At 68.7% G+C, this 15215-nt stretch carries 18 protein-coding genes and 1 tRNA gene; 8 read left to right on the top strand and 11 right to left on the bottom strand.

Annotation, left to right across the window (positions count from 1 at the left end):
* Both ACFVWL_RS03435 and ACFVWL_RS03430 read left to right on the top strand, forming a co-directional pair.
* A tRNA-Cys gene (locus ACFVWL_RS03435) sits at positions 1 to 71 on the top strand.
* A gap of 45 nt (positions 72 to 116) precedes the next feature.
* Positions 117 to 1229: a DegT/DnrJ/EryC1/StrS family aminotransferase gene (locus ACFVWL_RS03430; RefSeq protein ID WP_387178489.1), complete on the top strand. Its 1113-nt coding sequence runs from the start codon at positions 117 to 119 to the stop codon at positions 1227 to 1229.
* A gap of 66 nt (positions 1230 to 1295) precedes the next feature.
* On the opposite strand, the gene ACFVWL_RS03425 is transcribed toward ACFVWL_RS03430, so the two are convergent.
* Positions 1296 to 2147 carry an AraC family transcriptional regulator gene (locus ACFVWL_RS03425; protein ID WP_387178486.1) on the bottom strand — a complete coding sequence of 284 codons (852 nt, stop codon included), beginning with the start codon at positions 2145 to 2147 and terminating at the stop codon, positions 1296 to 1298.
* Positions 2148 to 2270: 123 nt separating this feature from the next.
* On the opposite strand from ACFVWL_RS03425, the gene ACFVWL_RS03420 reads away from it, so the two are divergent.
* Positions 2271 to 2816 (top strand): carboxymuconolactone decarboxylase family protein, encoded by a 546-nt coding sequence (locus ACFVWL_RS03420; RefSeq protein ID WP_387178484.1) that lies wholly within the window; start codon positions 2271 to 2273, stop codon positions 2814 to 2816.
* 76 nt (positions 2817 to 2892) lie between these two features.
* Here the strand turns inward: ACFVWL_RS03420 and ACFVWL_RS03415 are convergent, their stop codons facing one another.
* Positions 2893 to 3624, bottom strand: coding sequence for a glutamine amidotransferase (locus tag ACFVWL_RS03415; protein ID WP_387178480.1), 732 nt, complete (start codon positions 3622 to 3624; stop codon positions 2893 to 2895).
* Positions 3621 to 4634 carry a type I glyceraldehyde-3-phosphate dehydrogenase gene (locus ACFVWL_RS03410; protein ID WP_387178477.1) on the bottom strand — a complete coding sequence of 338 codons (1014 nt, stop codon included), beginning with the start codon at positions 4632 to 4634 and terminating at the stop codon, positions 3621 to 3623. The genes ACFVWL_RS03415 and ACFVWL_RS03410 overlap by 4 nt, the downstream gene beginning before the upstream one ends.
* 51 nt (positions 4635 to 4685) lie before the next feature.
* Here ACFVWL_RS03410 and ACFVWL_RS03405 point away from each other — a divergent pair, with 51 nt between their 5' ends.
* Entirely contained in the window at positions 4686 to 5366 is a 681-nt protein-coding gene (locus ACFVWL_RS03405) for an HAD-IA family hydrolase (RefSeq protein ID WP_387178474.1), read from the top strand.
* Between the two features lie 5 nt (positions 5367 to 5371).
* Here the strand turns inward: ACFVWL_RS03405 and gabT are convergent, their stop codons facing one another.
* Complete coding sequence (gene gabT, locus ACFVWL_RS03400; RefSeq protein WP_387178471.1) at positions 5372 to 6709, bottom strand: 4-aminobutyrate--2-oxoglutarate transaminase; 1338 nt, start codon at positions 6707 to 6709, stop codon at positions 5372 to 5374.
* 80 nt (positions 6710 to 6789) lie between these two features.
* On the opposite strand from gabT, the gene ACFVWL_RS03395 reads away from it, so the two are divergent.
* Positions 6790 to 7569, top strand: a complete 780-nt coding sequence (locus ACFVWL_RS03395) for a YggS family pyridoxal phosphate-dependent enzyme (RefSeq protein ID WP_387178469.1) — start codon at positions 6790 to 6792, stop codon at positions 7567 to 7569.
* A 7-nt stretch (positions 7570 to 7576) separates the two neighbouring features.
* Here the strand turns inward: ACFVWL_RS03395 and ACFVWL_RS03390 are convergent, their stop codons facing one another.
* Together ACFVWL_RS03390 and ACFVWL_RS03385 are read right to left on the bottom strand one after the other, a co-directional pair.
* Positions 7577 to 7783, bottom strand: a complete 207-nt coding sequence (locus ACFVWL_RS03390) for a CDGSH iron-sulfur domain-containing protein (RefSeq protein ID WP_387178466.1) — start codon at positions 7781 to 7783, stop codon at positions 7577 to 7579.
* Positions 7780 to 8835 (bottom strand): iron-containing redox enzyme family protein, encoded by a 1056-nt coding sequence (locus ACFVWL_RS03385; RefSeq protein ID WP_387178463.1) that lies wholly within the window; start codon positions 8833 to 8835, stop codon positions 7780 to 7782. The genes ACFVWL_RS03390 and ACFVWL_RS03385 overlap by 4 nt, the downstream gene beginning before the upstream one ends.
* Before the next feature lie 151 nt (positions 8836 to 8986).
* Between ACFVWL_RS03385 and ACFVWL_RS03380 the strand changes: the two genes are divergently transcribed.
* The gene (locus ACFVWL_RS03380; protein WP_387178461.1) at positions 8987 to 9832 is read left to right on the top strand and encodes a helix-turn-helix domain-containing protein; all 846 of its coding nucleotides are present in this window, start codon (positions 8987 to 8989) and stop codon (positions 9830 to 9832) included.
* Between the two features lie 94 nt (positions 9833 to 9926).
* Positions 9927 to 10778, top strand: coding sequence for a phytanoyl-CoA dioxygenase family protein (locus ACFVWL_RS03375; protein WP_387178458.1), 852 nt, complete (start codon positions 9927 to 9929; stop codon positions 10776 to 10778).
* 13 nt (positions 10779 to 10791) lie between these two features.
* Here ACFVWL_RS03375 and ACFVWL_RS03370 read toward each other — a convergent pair whose 3' ends face one another.
* The 4 genes from ACFVWL_RS03370 to ACFVWL_RS03355 all read right to left on the bottom strand — a co-directional run bounded on the left by ACFVWL_RS03370 (position 10792) and on the right by ACFVWL_RS03355 (position 14457).
* Positions 10792 to 11490, bottom strand: a complete 699-nt coding sequence (locus tag ACFVWL_RS03370; protein ID WP_387178456.1) for an endo alpha-1,4 polygalactosaminidase — start codon at positions 11488 to 11490, stop codon at positions 10792 to 10794.
* Positions 11491 to 11624: 134 nt separating this feature from the next.
* A complete protein-coding gene (locus tag ACFVWL_RS03365; RefSeq protein WP_387178454.1) occupies positions 11625 to 13022 on the bottom strand; it encodes an MFS transporter in 1398 nt (465 codons plus the stop codon).
* Positions 13023 to 13066: 44 nt separating this feature from the next.
* Entirely contained in the window at positions 13067 to 14182 is a 1116-nt protein-coding gene (locus tag ACFVWL_RS03360; RefSeq protein ID WP_387178451.1) for a YbdK family carboxylate-amine ligase, read from the bottom strand.
* 8 nt (positions 14183 to 14190) lie between these two features.
* The gene (locus tag ACFVWL_RS03355; RefSeq protein WP_387178449.1) at positions 14191 to 14457 is read right to left on the bottom strand and encodes a Rho termination factor N-terminal domain-containing protein; all 267 of its coding nucleotides are present in this window, start codon (positions 14455 to 14457) and stop codon (positions 14191 to 14193) included.
* 123 nt (positions 14458 to 14580) lie between these two features.
* On the opposite strand from ACFVWL_RS03355, the gene ACFVWL_RS03350 reads away from it, so the two are divergent.
* Positions 14581 to 14745, top strand: a complete 165-nt coding sequence (locus ACFVWL_RS03350; protein ID WP_017201713.1) for a hypothetical protein — start codon at positions 14581 to 14583, stop codon at positions 14743 to 14745.
* 77 nt (positions 14746 to 14822) lie between these two features.
* Here ACFVWL_RS03350 and ACFVWL_RS03345 read toward each other — a convergent pair whose 3' ends face one another.
* Positions 14823 to 15032, bottom strand: coding sequence for a CsbD family protein (locus tag ACFVWL_RS03345; RefSeq protein WP_376100929.1), 210 nt, complete (start codon positions 15030 to 15032; stop codon positions 14823 to 14825).
* Between the last annotated feature and the right edge of the window lie 183 nt (positions 15033 to 15215).

Here is a 15215-nt window from a genome sequence, read left to right as displayed (position 1 = left end):
GGTGGAGTGACCGAGTGGCCAGGTCGCGGTCCGCAAGACCGTGCACGCAGGTTCGATTCCTGCCTCCACCTCATACCGGGCTCATGCGAGCCGACGTCGACGAAGGGCATCCTGCGATGGACAGTGCATTCATTCCCGCCGCCAAGCCGATCATCGGCGATGAGGAGGTCGCGGCCGTCGAACGCGTGCTCCGCAGTGGCATGCTCGCCCAGGGGGCCGAGGTCGCCGCGTTCGAGACGGAGTTCTCGGCGCAATTCCTCGAGGGGCGCACGGCCGTCGCCGTCAACTCCGGCACGAGCGGCCAGATGCTCGGACTCATCGCCGCGGGCGTGGGGCCGGGTGACGAGGTGATCGTGCCCTCCTTCACCTTCGCCGCCGTGGCGAACTCCGTCGTGCTCGCGGGGGCGACTCCGGTGTTCGCCGACATCGAGCCGGCGCACTTCACGCTCGACCCCGAACGGGTGCGGGCGGCGATCACCCCGAGGACGAAGGGCATCATGCCCGTGCACCTCTACGGGCATCCGTTCCTCGTCGACGACATCGAAGCCCTGGCGGTCGAGCACGGACTCGCGATCTACGAGGATGCCGCGCAGGCGCATGGTGCGGCCTGGCGCGGGCGGCCGGCGGGAACCATCGGGACCTTCGGGATGTTCAGCCTGTACCCGACCAAGAACATGACGGCGATCGAGGGTGGCATCGTCTCGTGTGCACACGAGGATCTCGCCAGGACCGTCCGACTGCTGCGCAACCAGGGGATGGAGACGCAGTACGCGAACGAGATCGTCGGATACAACAACCGCATGAGCGAGGTGCATGCGGCGGTCGGTCGCGTGCAGCTGCGCAAGGTGGGGGAGTGGACGAGGCAGCGGCAGCGGAATGCCGCCCTGCTCGATGACGAGCTCGCGGGCCTCGACGGTCTCACGGTTCCTCCGGTCGCTCCCGACGCCGAGCACGTGTACCACCAGTACACCGTCCGGATCGCGGGCGGCGAGCGAGATCGTGTGCGCGATGCGCTGCGCGACGAGCACGGAGTCGGATCGGGCGTCTACTACCCGATCCCGAACCATCGGCTGCCCTCCCTGCAGAGATTCGCACCCGAGGGCGAACTGCCCGAGACCGAGCGCGCGGCGCAGGAGGTTCTCTCCATCCCGGTTCATCCCTCCCTCTCGCCCGCAGACCTCGAACGGGTGGTCACCGGACTCAGGGCGGTGCTGTCCGCCGGCGGTTGATCGCTCAGGTCGACGCCGGACTCGTCACGCGGGGGCTATCGTCCTTGGCGCTCCGGCGCCCTCCGGTCAGGCCGCCAGTGTCAGCCACGCCCGCGGCGAATGCCCGATGCGCTGGGCGAACACGCGCGAGAACGCGGAGGAACTCGCATAGCCGAGCTCTGCCGCCACCGCGCTCACCGAGATGCCGGCGCGCAGCTGCTCCTGAGCGATCGTGAGGCGCCACTCCGTGAGGTAGTCGCCGGGTGAGCGCCCGAGCACCTCCTTGAATCGGGCGGCGAAGGCACTCCGCGACATGGTGGCGGTGCGGGCGAGGGACTCCAGGTTCCAGGGCTCGCCTGGCGCCTCGTGCACGGCGACCAGTGCAGGGGCGAGCCTCTCGTCAGCGAGGCCCGGGATGAGTCCTGGCGGGAGGGAGAGCTGCTCGGAGTGATCGAGCATCCACCGCAGCAACTGGATGAGCACGACCTCGAACATGCGGTCGGCGACGAGGGGGCGTCCGCAGCGGACGTTGTCGACCTCCGAGAACATCAGGTCGAGTGCAGGGCCGAGCGTCTCGACCTCGTCGAGCGGCAGGACGATGGATGACGGCAGCGTGCGCACCAGGGGGTGAGTGGCACCGCCGTCGAAGTCGAGCGTCGCGCAGGCGAAGTCGGATTCGTCGGTCGGCGCGTTGAGGAACGAGTGATCGATCGGGCGGGGGAAGAACAGCAAGCTCGGTCGTGTGATGACTTCGCGCTCGAGGCTGCCGTCCGCACGTCGGTGCGTCACCTCCATCTCTCCTCGGCGGAGCACGTGCAAGAAGCCGTGCCCTCCGCTCGCGGGGAAGACGGTCGTCCCGCACAGGGGACCGTTGTGGAACAGCCGGGTGCGTACGTGGAACCGTTCGAGCAGCGGAGAGAGGCGGTCGAGGGAAGGCACCCCTCCAGTATCGTGGACGATCTGTCATGAAAGCAAGACTCTTTGGTGCGTATCGTCCGATGATTTTCGAAAGACTGAGGTGAGCCCGGATCCGGGCCCCACCACTCATCGAAGGAGCATCCCGTGCCCAACGTCCCTCTCATCGACCGCGACGACGCCACCGGAAACGTCAAGGAGCAGCTTGACCAGATCGCCGGAGCCTTCGGAGCCGTCCCGGCCATGTTCCGTGCCGTCGCCAACTCTCCCGCGGCTCTCACGAGCATGTGGGGCGCATTCGGCGCCTTCGGCGGAGGCTCGCTCGGAGCAGCGATCGGCGAGCAGATCGCGGTCGCCGTCGCCGACCGCAACTCGTGCCAGTACTGCCTCGCGGCGCACACTGCCCTCGGAAAGAAGGCCGGCCTCAGCCGCGAGACGCTCACCGCTGCGCAGAGCGGCGAGTCCGACGACCCGCGCACGGCGGCCCTTCTCGCTTTCGCGTTGAAGCTCGTCGAGGAGCGCGGCCAGGTATCGTCGGCCGACGTCGACGCGGTGCGCGCACAGGGCTGGACCGACGAGCAGATCGTCGAGACGATCGCCCAGGTCGCACTGAACCTGTTCACGAACTACGTGAACATCGCCCTGGACGTCCCGATCGACTTCCCGAGCGTGGCACTGCGCCGCGCGAGCTGATCGCTGTCGCCGAGAAGGGGTCGGGTCCTGTGGACCTGGCCCCTTCTCTGACGCGTTGAGGTTCGTCGTCGGTGCTTCAGGCGGCCGGGGTCGATCTTTCGACGATGTCCAACCACGACGTGATCGCGGCTCGGGCCGCGCTCTCCAGTTTCGGTCCGTAAGCCCTGGCATCCTCGCGGATGATGCGCGGGTCGATGCCGTTGTGGTGCAGCTCGTGCGCGTGCCCGATCAGCCAACGTCCGATCGTGCGGTGGTCGGCTTCGAGGTGGAACTGGAGGGCGAGAACGGTATCCGTGCTGAACGCCTGATTCGGGAACTCGGGAGTGGATGCGAGATGGCTGGCCCCTGCGGGAATCGTGAACGCGTCGCCGTGCCAGTGCAGCACGGGCAGGCCGTCGAGCGGGCGCAGCGGCGAATCGAGGCCCGCCACCGTGAGGTCGAGCGGCATGTAGCCGATCTCGACCGCACCCGTCGGGCGCACCTCGGCCCCCAGTCCCTCGGCGATCAGCTGTGCGCCGAGGCAGATCCCCAGCAGCGGCTTCCCTGATCTGAGCCGATGAGCGACGGCCTCCTTCGATGCATGCAGCAAGGGGTACCCGTCGGTGTCGTTCACGCCGATGGGCCCGCCCAGCACGATCAGCAGGTCGGCGTCGTCCACCCCCTCGATATCGATGGCCTCGATGCCGAGGTCGACGTACTGCACCCGGTACCCGCGTTCGCGAAGGAGGGGTTCGATGATCCCCAGATCTTCGAACTGCACATGACGGAAGGCGAGGGCGAGGCGCTCGTGCGGCTCGGTGTTCGTCATGCGGCCAGCCTTTCCGCCACGTATTCGGTGAGTTCGGTGAGCCGGTGCGAGTAGCCCCACTCGTCGTCGTACCAGGCGGAGATCTTCACCTGCGACCCGATCACCCGAATGAGTCCCGCATCGAGGATCGAGGAATGCGGGTCGATGACCGAGTCGGCGATGGCGATCTCGTCGTCGGCGCAGCGCAGGATGCCCTTGAGCGGACCTTCGGCGGCCGTCTCGTAGGCGGACCGCACCTCGTCGACGGTCACCGGACGGGACGCCGTGACCGTGAGGTGTGTGATCGAACCGCTGATCGTCGGCACTCGCAGGGAAAAGCTGTCGAGCCGGCCATCGTCGAGTTCGGGCAGGACACGCCCGATCGCCAGTGCCGCGCCCGCGCTGCTCGAGGTGATCTTCCCGCCCTTCCCGCTCGTCGACCGCGGATCGGAGTGCGGGATGTCCTGCAGGAGGAGGTCGGTCGAGTCGGCGTGGATCGTGGTCATCAACCCGGCGTCGATGCCGAATGCCTCGTGGAAGACCTTCGCGACGGGGGCGAGGCAGTTGGTCGTGCAGGAGGCGCTGGAGATGACGTGGTGTCGGGTCGGGTCGTAGGTGTGCGCGTTGACGCCGAGCATGAATGTGCCGTCATCGCCCGCGGTCGGCACCGTCATGATCACCTTCTTCGCCCCGGCCGCCAGGTGCTTCCTGGCATCGTCGGACCCGGTGTCGGAAAGCGTCGACTCGATCACGATGTCGACCCCGAGCTCTTTCCAGGGCAGCCGCAGCGGATCGCGCTCTGCGAGCATCCGGATCGCGTGCCCGTTGAGGAAGAGGTGCTTGTCATCGAATCGCACACCCCGCGTCGACGGGCCCGTGCGGCCGTCTCCCTTCAGCAGCTCGGCGAGAGCGCGGGGTCCGCGCGGGTCGTTCACGGCGACGAGCTCGAGCTCCGAGCGGCGGGCGAGCAGCAGGCGGAGCTGGTTGCGGCCGATCCGACCGAGTCCGTTGATCGCGATTCTCGTGGGCATGGTGCTCCTCACTGTGGCGCGGTCCCCCCGTGCCGATGATAGTTTTGGCCTATGCCAAAATTATCACACCTGAGGAGCGGGGATTCCTGGGAGTTTCCGCGGGCCGGCTTGCTGTTCGACTGCGATGGCGTCCTGGTGGACTCCGTGGCAGCGGCTGCGCCGGCCTGGGATTCGTGGGCGCGTCGGTACGCCCCGTCGTTCGACTTCCTGAGGGATGCGCCGCATGGCATGCGGCCGAGTGAGGTCGTCGCCGCTCTGGTCGGCCCGCAGATCGCGGGTGAGGCGACCGCGGAGCTCATCGCTCTGGAGGTCGAGGCCGCCGTGCACACGAGAGAGATATCCGGTGCCGCGCGCCTCGTGAGCTCGTTGCCCCGCGACCTGTGGGCGGTCGTGACCAGCAGCAACCGCGCGGTGGCTCTGGCGCGGCTGCGGAGCTCCGAGGTCCCGCTCCCGCCCGCTCTGGTCGCCGCAGAAGACGTGCCTCGGGGGAAGCCGGAGCCCGATCCGTACCTCCTCGGCGCCTCCCTGCTGGCACGTACAGCCGAGGACTGCATCGTGTTCGAGGACTCCGTGCCAGGGATCCGCTCGGCGCGGGCGGCGGGCGCCGGATTCGTGGTCGGTGTCGGGGCGGGGTCCGCAGACGGCGATCCGGACGCGGTCGTGGCCGATCTCGGCAGCGTTCGATGGCGAGAGGGAGTCCTCGTCGTCGATGCGCCGGGGTCGTCGGGCTGACAGGGTCAGCCGAAGGTCGTCAGGGCGCGGTCGATCACATCCATCGCGATGTCGATCTGATCGTCGGTGGTCGTGAGCGTCGGCAGGAAGCGGATGACGTTGGAGTCGCTGCCCGCGGTCAGCAGGAGGATGCCCTGGTGCGCGGCGTAGTCGGCGATCGCGGAGGCGGCACCCGCGGCGGGACGCGACGTGCCTGGTTCGCTCAGCTCGAAGGCGTACATGGCGCCGATTCCGCGGACATCGCCGACCAGGGGGTGGCGTGCGGCGAGGTCGGTGAGGTGTCGGCGCAGTGTCGCGCCGATACGCCGTGCCTCCTCGAAGAAGTCGCCGTGCTCGAGTTCGTCGACGACGGCCAGCGCGGCGGCGATGGAGACGGGGTTGCCGCCGAAGGTGCCGCCGAGTCCACCGGGGTCGGGGGAGTCCATGATCTCCGCGCGCCCGGTGACGCCCGCGAGGGGGAGTCCCGCCGCGATGCCCTTCGCCGTGAGCACGAGGTCGGGGACGACACCGAAATGCTCGCTGGCGAACCAGGTGCCGGTGCGGCCGAGCCCTGTCTGGATCTCATCCGCGATGAACACGACGCCGTTGCGCGTGCACCACTGCTGGAGCGCGGGCAGATAGCCGTCTGCGGGAACCACGAATCCCCCCTCTCCCTGGATGGGCTCCGCGATCAGGGCAGCGAGGTCGGCGGTGCCGGTGCGCTGTTCGAGGTGCGCGATCGTGCGCTCCGCCGCCTGCTCTCCGGTGAGGCCGTCGCGGTAGGGGTACGAGTTGGGCACACGGTGGATATCCGAGGCGAACGGTCCGAAACCGGTACCGTATGCCGCCTTGTGGTTCATGGCGAGCGTCAGGTTGGTGCGCCCGTGGAATGCGTGGTCCAGGGCGGCGACCGCGCGGCGGCCGGTGTGACGGCGGGCGATCTTGACCGCGTTCTCCACGGCCTCGGCTCCGGAGTTCACGAAGACGGAGCGCTTCTCGTGGTCGCCCGGCGTCTTCTCGGCGAGACGCTCCGCCAGCCGCACGTAGCCCTCGTAGGGCGTCACGGTGAAGAGCGTGTGCGTCACCTGCGCGAGCTGGGCGGCCGCTGCGGCCATCGCGGCCGGATTCCCGTGCCCGATCGTGGTGACACCGATGCCGCTGCCCAGGTCGAGGAAGCGGTTGCCGTCGACGTCGGTGACCCAGGGGCCGTCGGCGTGTGCGATGTAGACCGGCAGAACGCTGCCGACGCCTCGGGCGACCGTCCGCAGCCGTCGTTCATGGATCGCTCGACTGCGTGGGCCCGGCACATCGGTCAGGACGGACGGCGCGGCGGAGAGGTCGGGAAGCACGCGAGGCGAGGACATGGTGGCTCCTTCGATGAGCGGTGCCGAGCGAAGGGCCTCGCCCGATCGGATTGACCTAAGGCTATGTTAGCCTTTGTCCTATGTCAAAGATGGATGCACCGATCGGCGCCGACGATCGCTACCCCACGGCGTTCACCGCCGATGACTTCCGGCACAACATCGCGGGTGTCGAATCGCGCATCGCCGCGGCGGCGCGACGGGCAGGGCGCGACCCGGGAGACGTGACGCTGCTGCCGGTGAGTAAGACGGTCCCCACCGACCGCGTGCGGGTCGCGATCCAGTCGGGCATGCGGCTGCTGGGCGAGAACAAGGTGCAGGAGGCGGTGCGCAAGAACGGCGAGACCGCCGACCTCGATGTGTCATGGTCGATCATCGGGAACCTGCAGACCAACAAGGCCAGAGACGTCGCCTCGTTCGCCGCGGAGTTCCAGGCGCTCGACCGGTTACGGGTCGCCGAGGCGCTCGATCGGCGCCTCCAGGTCGCGGGGCGCAGCCTCGACGTCTTCGTGCAGGTGAACACCTCGGCTGAGGACTCCAAGTTCGGGATGCCGCCCGAGGAACTCCCGGCGTTCCTGGAGGCTCTTCCCTCTTACCCGTCGCTGCGCGTGCGGGGGCTGATGACCCTCGCGATCCTGACCCCTGACGATGCCCGCGTGCGCGAGTGCTTCTCCCTCTTGCGCACGCTGCGAGACCAGGCCAGGGAAGACGCCCCGGATCTGATCGGCGCGGGCGAGCTGTCGATGGGCATGTCCGGGGACTACGAGATCGCGGTCGAGGAGGGGGCGACGTGCGTGCGCGTCGGGCAGGCGATCTTCGGAGCCCGTGCGCTTCCCGACAGCCACTACTGGCCCGAGGACTGATCGGGGCTCAGTCGTCGGTGCGGAAGCCCGCCGCCTTGTGCGTTCCATCGCAGAAGGGCTTGAGAGCGGAGAGCCCGCACCGACACAGCGCCACGGTGCGGCGGTGCGGTGCGATCGGCTCGCCCTCGGTCGTGCGCAGATCGACATCGCCGCGCACGAGCAGGGGCCCGTCGGGGTACGGGGTGATCGTCGCGGGCTCGCGGTCGGCGCTCATGACGGCATCCGCGTGCGAAGCGAGGAGAGGCCCGTCGACCAGGCGTCCAGGATGTGCGCACCTCCCCACCCGTCGACCGTGAGGCAGGCGGCGGCGCCGAACATGATGTCGGGGAGCAGCTCCGGGTGGTCCTCGGCGAGGCTGCCGGCGAGGTCTCGGGCGGCGATCTGCTCATGCACGGCGTCGGCCTCGACGTGCTCGTCGAAGTACGCCGTCACCTCGGGAGCGAATCCCAGGCGTCGCAGACCGTCGGCGTACAGGCGGCACGGGATCGAAGAGGTCATCTCGTACGCGGCCAGATGTCCGACGATCGATCCGACCAGCCGACGATTCAGCCCGAACATCGACATCATGTTGAGGGATGCCAGAGTGACGGCGGGCAGGTCGTCGACGTAGGCGCCGTAGGTGTCGTCGAGACCGGCTGCCCGCATCGCGCGCGCGAAGAGAGTGGCATGCACGCGGTCCGGACGACCGCCGCCGTACTCGTCGGACTGGATCTCGACGAGCGCCGCCTTGGCTCGACCTTCGAGTCGGGGAATCGCCCAGGAGTGCGGGTCTGCTTCGCGCAATGTGTAAGCCGAGCGCTGGATGAGCATCTCCTCCGCCTGCGCCTCGGTGGCCTTCTTCGCGAAGTATCGCGACAGGCTCGGCCCGGTGTCGGCCTCGGCGAGCGCGAAGAGCGCGCGACCGACGGCATCCACGGTCGGCTCCGGCAGGTCGGGCATCGGGATGCTCGCGCGCAGGTCGCGCTCGAACGCCGTCTCCAGAACACGGCGGGTCGCGAGGAGCGCGGGGTCCCATTCCAGGTCGGGGTCCAACTGCGGGAGTGATCCGTAGGCGGAGGCGTAGAGCACGAACAGGGCGAGCTGGATGTCGTCGTCGCGCGCGATGTCGGCGCTCGCTGCAACGGCGTCTTCGGCGAAGGCCGTGTGGTCGGTGGCTGCGTCGGCGGCGGAGAGATGCGCGATCACGGCGCGACTCACGGGACCTCTGCCGCGGAAGGCGAGGGGCGATGTGGATGCCGGGGCGGATGCCGTGGCGGATGAGGTCATGTGTCGGGCTCCCAGTTGATGCGGACCCTCGTATCCTGCGGGCAGGAGCGAGATCCGGCCAGGGACTTGACGGGCGGCCCCTGCGCGGGGCATGCGTGCGGGAACCGCGCCGTCGGCGGAGGCCGACGGGTGCAGCGTTAGGCTGACGTCGATGACTCCGCCGGGCTCCTGGTCCCACTACGCCTCACCGCGCCATGCGATGCGGCGATTCCTGATCTCGTGCCACGGCGCGGGGGAGCAGTCGGGTCCGCAACCGCCGTTCCGACGACGGGCACTCCCGACCCGCGGCCTGGTGTACATCTCCGAAGGGTGCGGGGCGTACGACGAGTACGAGCCGCGCGGCCTGCGGGTGCCGGTCGAGGGGCCGGCGGTGATCTGGCTCACCCCCGGAGTGCTCCACGGCTACGGCTCCGACGCCGGAGGATGGTCCGAGCACTGGGTGCTGTTCGAGGGCGAGCCCTTCGCGGCGTTCGAGACGAGTGGGCTGGGAGGGCGTCACCGGCCGGTGCAGAAGCTCGTCCGCCCGGTCGAAGACGCGCACGCGATCTTCGGTGAGCTGCGGGAGGCCGTCGCCGCCGTGGGACCGCGGGCGGAGATCGCCTCATCGGTCGCGACGCAGCGGCTCCTGCTCGCGATCCTCGATGCCGTCGAGCCGGCGGAGGGGGCGACGGATGGGATGACCATCGTCGATCGCATCGCCGGTGGCGCGACTCGGACTCTCTCCGTCGCCGCCCGCGCAGCCGGCGTTGGGCTCACCACGCGGGAGCTGGGGGAAGTCGTGCGGGCGGCGACCGGGCTCACGGTGAACGACTTCGTGATCGAGGTGCGCATCGCGCGGGCGCAGTCACTCCTGGCGGAGACCGCGCTCGACGTCGGACAGATCGCCGCGCGGGTCGGCTACGACGACGCGGCGTACTTCTCACGCGTCTTCCGCCGCCGCACCGGGGCAGCGCCATCAGTGTTCCGGCGGCAGCAGGCCCGGACTCCGATCGACTGAAATCGTCCAAGTCGGTCGGACATCATCCTGAAAATCCAATGATCCGACCGGAAAGTCCATGGACTGAAGTCCAAGGCTCCTCGATCCTGGAGTCATGTTCACCTCCAACGGATACACGCTCGATGACTCACCGTCTCGACTCGGGCGGATGGAGCCCGTGCCGGACACCATCCGCGCGGACAGGGAGGCGTTGTGGGGTCGACTGCGGAGAGACGGCTACCTGTTCCTTCCGCAGCAGCTCGATCCGCAGCTGGTCACCGCGTTCCGCGAGTACTACTTCACCGCGATGGCCGACACCGGGATCGTGGTGCCCGGATCGGACCCCGTCGTCGGCATCGGCGCGCAGGGTTCGATCGACAGAGCGAAGATCCGCTCCGTCCTGTTCGATGACATCGTGCCGGGCGAGCAGTACGCCGCGCTGACCGGACACCCCGACATCCGCGGATGGTTCGAGTGGTTCCTCGGTGACGACGTGCACCTGCATCGGCGCCAGATCATCCGCCACATCCGTCCGGGGGAGTCGGGGATCGGCACCGCCACGCAGGCCCACTACGACCTCGTCTATCTGCGTGAGGGGAGCGAGCGGGTGCTCTCGATGTGGATCCCGTTGGGAGACTGTCCCGTCGAGCAGGGCGGGCTCACCTACCTCGAGGGCAGTCACCACTGGGCGCTCGCCGAAGAACGTGCGCGCGGCGACAGGCGTCCGGCCGCGTCGATCACGGCTGACCTCCCCGCGCTCGCGGACGCGCACGACGCCCGTTGGCTGATGGCGGACTACCGGGCCGGCGATGTGATGGTGCACTCCTCGTACGTCGTGCACGCCAGCACCGACAACGTCGACCCGCTGGGGCGCGTCCGCCTCTCCACCGACATCCGCTACCAGCGGGCCTCCGAGCCGATCGACTGGCGCTGGCAGGAGCACTGGCACGAGGACGACGGCCTGTGAGGAGCGCGAGCGCCTAGCCGCAGGTCTCGAACGCGTAGGCGTCGTCGTCGGGGGTGACCAGGTCGCGGTCGCGCAGCACCATCGAGGCGGGCGAGCTGTCGTCGTCGCACATCTCGGCGAAGGAGCGCGGCAACTCGTCGGTGTACTCGATGTCGATCACATGGTCCCCGTAGACCGCGGTATACGCACCGCACTCGGCATAGGCCGCGCACTCCTCGGTGACGGCGAAGTCGAATCCGGCCCGCTCGTGCAACAGGGCCGCATCCTCGGCGGCGTTCTTCTGGCCGGCCGCGAGCCCCGCGACGTGGGCGGCATCGACGAGGAGCGCGGCCAGTGCCAGGTTGTCGTCGAGGGCGAGGCCTCCTTCCGACCGCGAGTACGAGTCGAGGTTGTCGAACTCGACCGCGTCGAAGCCGGCGTCCGCACATCCCACGATCCACGGGGTCACCGTGTCGGCGATCTTCTCCCGGCGCTCCGCGGTCGAAGTGTCGAGCAGCGCCTCATCGGGCCAGTCCGGATCGAAGACGACGTCGCCGTCACGACGCAGCAGCAGCTCATCGGGCCAGATGTCGAGTTCACCGGGCTGCGTCTGGAAGCCGTTGACGTAGCAGATCGAGTACGCCCCGGATGCGGGCTCCGCGTTCCGGTCCCGCCCCACGACGCCGACCTCGGGTGCCGGACGATACGCACCCCCGAGTTGATAGTCCGGCACGGCACCGGACGGTGGAAGGGCGACATCCGATGAAGGGGCGGCCGTGGGTGCAGAGGAGCACCCCGTCAGCACGAGGGCGCAGAGCACGGTCAAGACTGCTCGCCGCCCCGTCGTGTGCCTCCGTGAAGACGCGCTCACCGCGCGACGGGCCCGGTGGCCGCGGCATCAGACGGCACCTGTTCTGCGGGATTGCGTCGGATGCCGATCCACGACACCACGCCGCCGATCACGAGCAGTGCCGCCGTGACCCACGCCGCGCTGTGGAATCCGTCGAGGTCGAGTGTGCCTCCGACGATCGTCGACAGCATCGCCACCACGAGCAGACCGGCCACGCGGGAGACGGCGTTGTTCACGGCCGAGGCGATTCCCGAGTGGTTCTCGTCGATCGCGCCCAGGATCGCGGCCGTCAGCGGTGCGACCGTGAGGGAGAGCCCGAGGCCCATCACGATCATCGCCGGCAGCACCTGCCACCAGTAATCGAAGTCGGTCGAGACGAGAAGCAGCATCAGGGCGCCGACGGCCATGAGCAGCGGGCCGACCGTCATGAAGATGCGCGGCCCGAACCTGCCCGCCCACTGTCCTGCACGCGAGCTGACGAGGATCATCAGGATCGTCATGGGCAGGCTCGCGAGGCCGGCGGCGGTCGCGCTGAGCCCCGCGCCCTGCTGCAGGTAGACACCCACCACGAAGCCGTTCAGCGACAGGGCGGCGTAGACGAAGAACGTGGCGAGGTTGCCCCATCCGAAGTCGCGCACCCGGAACAGCCATAGGGGCATGAGCGGCGAGGCGGAGTGCTGCTGACGCCACAGGAACAGGGCGAACAACGCGGCGCCGGCGACGGCCGGGATCCAGATCGCGGGCGACTGCCACCCCATGTTGGGCTGCTCGATGAGCGCGTAGACCACGGCGCCGAGGCCGATCGCGCACAGTGCCCCGCTCCACCAGTCGACCTTGATGCCGCGCGGATGCTCGGGCAGGTGGAGGCGGGAGAGCAGCAGCAGGGTGATGCCGATCGGGATGACGTTGATGAGGAAGACGAAGCGCCAGGAGAGGTAGTCGACGAACAGGCCGCCCAGCAGCGGACCGACCAGCTGTGCGCCGGTGGTGAAGGCCGTCCAGACGCCGATCGCCCTCGATTGCACGTCGGAGCGCATTGTCGCGGTGATCAGCGCGAGCGAGCTCGGCACCAGCAGCGCGCCGGCCGCCCCCTGCGCGGCGCGGGCGATGATCAGCATGAGCGGATCGAACGCCGCGGCGACCGCGATGGAGGCCACGCCGAAGGCGATCAGTCCGATGCGCATGACGAGCACCCGGCCGTAGGCGTCTGACACGGAACCTGCCAGCAGGATCAGGGCGCTCAGCGTGATCAGGTACGCGTCGACGACCCACTGCTGGGTGGTGATTCCGCCGCCGAGCTCTCGGCTGATCGCGGGCAGCGCGACATTGACGACCGTGCCGTCGAGGAACGTCACGAAAGACGCGAGCACCGCGATGGAGATCACGAGTCGCTGAAGAGGGGCGAAGGATGCCACAGGCCGACCCTACCCCCGGTGACCGACGTCGGGGGCGGTGTGGCTCAGGGCACCGAGCCGGATTCGTGCGCTGCGGCGTTCGGAGTGGGAAAGGGGGCCGTCGTGCCGGTGCGGAAGAGGTCAGCCAGGGCGGGCACTCCGCCTTCGTCGACGGCGCGGCGCTGCCGGTCGGCACCGGAGCCGAGGGCGCGCAGCCGTTCGATGCCCTCGCGGACCCGATCCTCGTCACCGAGGTCGCGCAGGGCAGGTGCGATCATGGCCAGCATCCGGTCGGCGACGGCCCACGCGTCGTCGGCCTCGCCGGTCGTCGGATCGATCAGGCGTGCGCCCATCCCTCTGCGCGCCGCCGTCCACAGCGAGACGTCGATGCCGTCGGTGCCGATGTCCGCGTGCGGCTGATCATCGGTGATCACGATCGCGCGGGAGAGCAGAGCGGCGAACACCGAGTCCTCGGCCGTCAGTTGCGCATCGAAGACCCGCACCTCGACGGTGGGGTAGCGCTCCGAGATCCGCACCGCCCACGACAGCGACGCCGCATCGGTGAGGGCGCCGACATCGATGAGGCGCTGCACACCCGCCCGATAGTCGTCGTAGTCACGGAACCTCGGCGGCGCCCACGAGGCGGGCAGTCGGCGGATCTGGATGCTGCGCCAGCTGGCGAAGTCGGAGTCCCGACCGTTCACGAAAGGGCTGTTGCCGGTGAGCGCCAGCAGCACGGGGAGCCAGCCGCGCACCCGATCGAACGCGCGGACCCTCTCCTCGTCGTCGGCGACCTCGACATGCACGTGCAGGCCGTTGACCTCGTGATCGCGCGTGAGGTGTCCGAGCTGCGCGGCCACGTCGTCGTAGTGGGACGAGGGGGAGACGGCGGAGGAGCGGGTGGTGACGAACGGGGTGCCGGTGCCGGCCGCGATCGCGTGCTGGTCCTGGGCATGCCAGCCGATCAGGCCGCGCAGGTGCGTCAGCTGCGCTTCGGCATCTGCCGCGGTCGAGACCGGCTCGGTCAGGCATTCGATCTGAGAGGTCAGGTACTCCGTCGTGACCTCTCCGCCCGTGCGGAGGCGCGTGATGCGCTCGCGGGTCCCGGTGGCGAGGGCTACGGGCGCCAGCGAATGCTCATCGAGGAAGAGGAACTCCTCCTCGATGCCGAAACGCGCCATCCGCGGCCTCAGTGGTTCCTGAGCGCGGAGATCAACTCGGACTTCCGCTTGCCGCTGTAGCCGGTGAGGCCCAGCTCCTTCGCTCGCGTGCGCAACTCGGCAACCGTCCAGTCCTCGTAGTCGCCGTGCTCGCCACCGCGACGGCCCACGGCGCTGCGTCCTTCTTTCGCCGCCGCATTCGAGATGCGCGCTGCCTTCTCCTGGGAGGCGCCGTCATCCCGGAGTTCTTCGTACAGCTCGGGATCCTTCAGCGAGTTGTTGCGTCGTCCTGGCATGTTCTCGTCTCCTTCGCGCACTCGGAGGGTGGAAGTCAACCCCCTCGGGCAGAACGCCTGTCGCGGCTAGCGTGGACACACCACAGTCGGGCGTCCGCGCCTGCCGAAAGAAGGGAAAGACCGATGAACATCCTCCTGATCATCGTCATCGTCGTCGCAGTGATCCTTGCGATCACCGGAGGACTGGTGCAGTCGCTCCAGTTCCTCCTGTGGGTCGGGCTCGTCCTCCTCGCGATCGCAGTGATCGCCTGGTTGATCCGAGCGATCAGCGGCAGCCGCAAGGTCTGACAACACAGTAGGTCTGACCCCATCGAGGTGAGGCCCGCCCATCGGCGGGCCTCACCTCTTCGGTGTCTGAGGGACTGTTACTTCTTGTCGAACGCGTCGCGGACGCTGTCGCCGGTCTTCTCCGCGGCGTCCTTCACGTTCTGGCCGGCCTGCTTGGTCGAGGCCTTCACCTGGTCCGCCTGGCCTTCAGCTTCGAGGCGCTCGTTGTCCGTGAGCTTTCCGACGCCTTCCTTGACCTTTCCGGCAGCCTTCTCAGCGGCGTTCTTGATGTCGTCTGCAGCACTCATGTCGTGCTCCTTTCGTAGGCGGATTCGATTGATTCCGACCCTTTCACGCGGGCGCCGAACGGGCCACGGGATTGACAATCCGGCCGGGTCATGTCAACGTTCCGCCCCATCGACTCGGGCACCTCGAAGGACTAGCCTGGCGCCAGGCGGGTGGTCCTGCCCGCGGACCTCGACCAAGGAAGC

The sequence above is a fragment of the Microbacterium sp. NPDC058269 genome (genome assembly GCF_042881445.1).
Lineage (GTDB): Bacteria > Actinomycetota > Actinomycetes > Actinomycetales > Microbacteriaceae > Microbacterium.
Note: the sequence above shows the minus strand (reverse complement) of the source record. Positions and strands in the feature narration are given on the sequence as shown.

Bases quoted from the DNA above. Each gene is read 5' to 3' on its own strand.
- ACFVWL_RS03430 (WP_387178489.1), top strand. From the start codon at position 117: ATGGACAGTGCATTCATTCCCGCCGCCAAGCCGATCATCGGCGATGAG.
- ACFVWL_RS03415 (WP_387178480.1), bottom strand. From the start codon at position 3,624: ATGACGAACACCGAGCCGCACGAGCGCCTCGCCCTCGCCTTCCGTCAT.
- ACFVWL_RS03410 (WP_387178477.1), bottom strand. From the start codon at position 4,634: ATGCCCACGAGAATCGCGATCAACGGACTCGGTCGGATCGGCCGCAAC.
- ACFVWL_RS03405 (WP_387178474.1), top strand. From the start codon at position 4,686: ATGCCAAAATTATCACACCTGAGGAGCGGGGATTCCTGGGAGTTTCCG.
- gabT (WP_387178471.1), bottom strand. From the start codon at position 6,709: ATGTCCTCGCCTCGCGTGCTTCCCGACCTCTCCGCCGCGCCGTCCGTC.
- ACFVWL_RS03395 (WP_387178469.1), top strand. From the start codon at position 6,790: ATGTCAAAGATGGATGCACCGATCGGCGCCGACGATCGCTACCCCACG.
- ACFVWL_RS03390 (WP_387178466.1), bottom strand. From the start codon at position 7,783: ATGAGCGCCGACCGCGAGCCCGCGACGATCACCCCGTACCCCGACGGG.
- ACFVWL_RS03385 (WP_387178463.1), bottom strand. From the start codon at position 8,835: ATGACCTCATCCGCCACGGCATCCGCCCCGGCATCCACATCGCCCCTC.
- ACFVWL_RS03380 (WP_387178461.1), top strand. From the start codon at position 8,987: ATGACTCCGCCGGGCTCCTGGTCCCACTACGCCTCACCGCGCCATGCG.
- ACFVWL_RS03375 (WP_387178458.1), top strand. From the start codon at position 9,927: ATGTTCACCTCCAACGGATACACGCTCGATGACTCACCGTCTCGACTC.
- ACFVWL_RS03360 (WP_387178451.1), bottom strand. From the start codon at position 14,182: ATGGCGCGTTTCGGCATCGAGGAGGAGTTCCTCTTCCTCGATGAGCAT.
- ACFVWL_RS03355 (WP_387178449.1), bottom strand. From the start codon at position 14,457: ATGCCAGGACGACGCAACAACTCGCTGAAGGATCCCGAGCTGTACGAA.
- ACFVWL_RS03350 (WP_017201713.1), top strand. From the start codon at position 14,581: ATGAACATCCTCCTGATCATCGTCATCGTCGTCGCAGTGATCCTTGCG.
- ACFVWL_RS03345 (WP_376100929.1), bottom strand. From the start codon at position 15,032: ATGAGTGCTGCAGACGACATCAAGAACGCCGCTGAGAAGGCTGCCGGA.